Source organism: Ruminococcus sp. (assembly GCF_017650195.1).
In the GTDB taxonomy this organism is placed as follows: Bacteria; Bacillota; Clostridia; order Oscillospirales; family Ruminococcaceae; genus Ruminococcus.
Genome location: NZ_JAGCFH010000284.1, coordinates 1 through 3370 on the forward strand (window position 1 = coordinate 1; position 3370 = coordinate 3370).

Annotated in this window: 3 protein-coding genes; 1 reads left to right on the forward strand and 2 read right to left on the reverse strand. The window is 41.4% G+C overall.

What is annotated here, in order from left to right; translation table 11 throughout:
• Window positions 1-712, forward strand: a 712-nt coding sequence (locus J6U00_RS12835) for a cellulase family glycosylhydrolase (protein ID WP_296582440.1), incomplete at its 5' end; no start/stop codon positions are given.
• 152 nt (window positions 713-864) lie between these two features.
• Here the strand turns inward: J6U00_RS12835 and J6U00_RS12840 are convergent.
• Both J6U00_RS12840 and J6U00_RS12845 read right to left on the reverse strand, forming a co-directional pair.
• Window positions 865-2814, reverse strand: a complete 1950-nt coding sequence (locus tag J6U00_RS12840; RefSeq protein ID WP_296582442.1) for a hypothetical protein — start codon at window positions 2812-2814, stop codon at window positions 865-867.
• Between the two features lie 12 nt (window positions 2815-2826).
• The coding region (locus J6U00_RS12845) for a sigma-70 family RNA polymerase sigma factor (protein ID WP_296582444.1) at window positions 2827-3370 on the reverse strand (544 nt) is incomplete at its 5' end.

Sequence of the window (3370 nt, forward strand, 5' to 3'; positions counted from 1 at the left end):
CGGTCTTAACATAATACTCGATTTACATAAAACAGCCGGTTTTTCCTTTGATTATTACAACGAGAACGAGAGCGGCTTCTTTGACAGCAAGGACTATCAGGAACGCTTCTACCGTCTCTGGGAAGAAGTCGCAAGGCGCTATGGCTCCTTGACTCCTCAGGTAGCTTTTGAGCTTCTAAACGAGGTCACCGACGAAAAGTTTATCGACGCATGGAACAGAATTGCAAGGGAGTGCATACGCAGAATCAGAGGAATCGCTCCGGATATACTTATACTCGTAGGAAGCTATCACAATAACAGCGCAGATACCGTTCAGTTCCTTGACGAGCCATTTGACAAGAACGTTATATATAATATGCACTGCTACGAGCCTTTAAAGTTTACTCATCAGGGTGCTTACTGGACCACAGAGATAGTTCCGGAGGAGCGCATCCCATTCGAGGAAAGCGTTGCTTCCTCAGAATACTTTGAAAAACTCTTCTCCACTGCTATAGCCAAGGCTGAACAGTTCGGGAGCAGTCTTTACTGCGGTGAATACGGCTGCATAGACGTTGTTACTCCAAACGACACAATAAAATGGTATAAGACCATAAATTCAGTTTTTGAAAAGCACGGTATAGGCAGAGCAGCATGGAACTACAAGGCTATGGACTTTGGTCTTTCAGACCCGAGACTTGACAGCGTTCGTCCTGAGCTGCTTAAACTGCTGTGACAAAACTGTCTGCCTTTGAATAAAAATCAACTGCACCTGCTCGATCAAAATATAAGAAATTAGCCATAAGGAGATTGATGATGATTAATATAATCACTTCAATTCCTTATGGCTTTTTCATATAATACAATTTTATATGTTCTGTCCTCAAACTACGTTTCAGGAGTATATCCTGTAGCATCAAACTCCTTCACTTTGACAGGTTCGTTGAGTTTTATTTCTGTAATGTTAACATATTGAGTGTCATCACTGTCTGGACGATTTATACTCTTTCTAAGTATGATACCTGTTTCCAGATCAACATACATAATTATCGTATCGCCCCCTGATTTCATGGTTATATGAGCGCATTTCCTGCCAAGTATCACTCCTGTGCCGTCAATGCTCCATGATGAGAAATCGCAAAGGCAGCTGTCCGGATAGAAAGACTGGATAAGCAGATAATCAAGACCTATAGATGGTTCTCCGTAGGGACCAGGCACATAATTTGTACCGGTTTCATCATCAAAAGCTACTACTCTGTCATTATCCGGTATATTTGCTTCATACCACTGAATTTCTTCATCGCTGAGAGTCCATGCTTCGTATTTTTTACTATTTAGGTCAATATATCCTGAAAAATCGTTATCTGTATAAAGTTCATAACTGCTGTTAGTCCATCCACCTTCGTATCGGGTCATTTCATCAGTGCGAGAATAATATCTTCTGCTACGGTTGTCTATAGAGAATTCGTAATTGCCGAGATCACTCTCCGCCTTACCTTCAGCAGTGTCAAAATAGAATTTGCTGTTAAGCATCACGTGATATATATAGCTCTTGTTTTCAAGCGAATTGTACTCTTCATAATTTGAAGCGCCGAATATCTGCTGAATATACCGCTCGGTATCCACCTTTTTGAACTCCGTCGGCTGATTAATGTACTTTTCGCGAATATCGTCGATATACCGTTCAACTTCATCATCGCTGTCAAATTTCATCATACTATGCAACTGAAGCTCGGCAAAACATTCCTCCACTTCCTGCTCAGAAGCAGTGGTCGTCTCGACATTGTCCATGTTTAAATGTTCACGCATCCTTCTAATTCTTTCGCTATCATCAATCACACTGTAATCTGATATTTTCCATGTGCCTCCTATTTGTTTCAGAAGGAAATAGGCATATATATTATCGCTATTCGGAACGTGATAAACTCTACTGCATATCAAGCTACCAGTCGATTCGTCGGCATAAGCACTGTATATATCATGGTCAGCAAAATAGCATTCAAAACTTGAGATGTCATCTGAATAATCCGAGGAAACCATCTTGTATGAACTGAAATCATACAATTCTGCAAATTTATAATCATAACTTCCCTCATAGTCCATAAGCTCTGACAGCACAAGACCATTATATGTTATAAATGGCTTGAGATTCTTAACCGCCAAACTATCATCGCCGAAGTCATAGCCGTCAGCGTACTTACTGAGATCGCTTCCTTCATAATACGAACATAGTTTGTCAGTAAAGGTTGAGCGCAGCAAAGCCGACATTTTCTCCAGTGTATCAAGCTTTTCATCTGTTACCCTGAAATATTTCTTTTCTTTTTTATACATCTCATTAGTTTCAGGATCAATACTATCAAACAGGAAGCTGACAGCACAGCCGTTTTCATAATCTGCCCCGTCTGTATAACGGGCTTTCATGATATGCCGAAGGTTTTCTTCCAGCTCATCGACAACCGGGTCCATTTCTATGTTAAGGCTTGACTCAGTCACCGCAATTTCGGTAGTTATACCGCTGCTCGTCGCATCGCTGGGCTTATCCGGTCTGTTTGATTTTGAATAAAGGTACGTTCCGGATATTCCACCGACGAGAACCACTGCCGCTGCCGCCGCACATAAAGCGCTGTACATCCTTGGACGTCTGTAGCGCTCTACGCCAGATGCCTCGACAGTGAAATCTCCGTCTGACAGTTCCTGGTTTTTTAATATATCATACTTTCTTTTGCTTATTTTATATATCTGTTCTTTTTTCTTTTTCCCGACTGCCTGATATTTCTCAGAGATTCTCTCTATATCTTCGTCTCTTCTACTGAACAGCAAATCAAGATCATCCTTCATATTCTCTCCTCCTTACCTTGAAAATCCTACTTCAAAAAGCATATCCCTCAGCCTTTTCACAGCTCTGCTGCACCTTGCCCTTACATTATCGGACGTCATGTCAACTATCTCAGCTATTTCCTTAGAACTCCTCCCGTAATAATACTTCTGTATTATTATAGTTGAATCAGGCTCTCCAAGCTCATCCACCTTTGCGTAAAGTATCCGGCGCAGCTCATTGCGCTCAGTGGAATCCTCTATGTCCTCATCGGATATGAACTCCTCGTTTTCGTCAAGGGATACGCTCCTCGAAGTGTGTCTTACAACACGTCTGTATGTATCTATTGCTTTTCTACGCGCTACAGAGGCTGTAAAAGCTTTAAGATCCCCTTTAATCTCATTCTGCTTGTCGAAAAATATAAAACACTGTGCGAAGACATCCCCAACACATTCATCTATATCCTCCATAGCTGCACATCCTTTAAGGCGTGCAAATACAATAGTGTAGACGTAATTGAAAAATCTATCATAAAAGGCTCTCTGACCGCGTTCAGGTTCTGCCTTTAATAAATGCTGC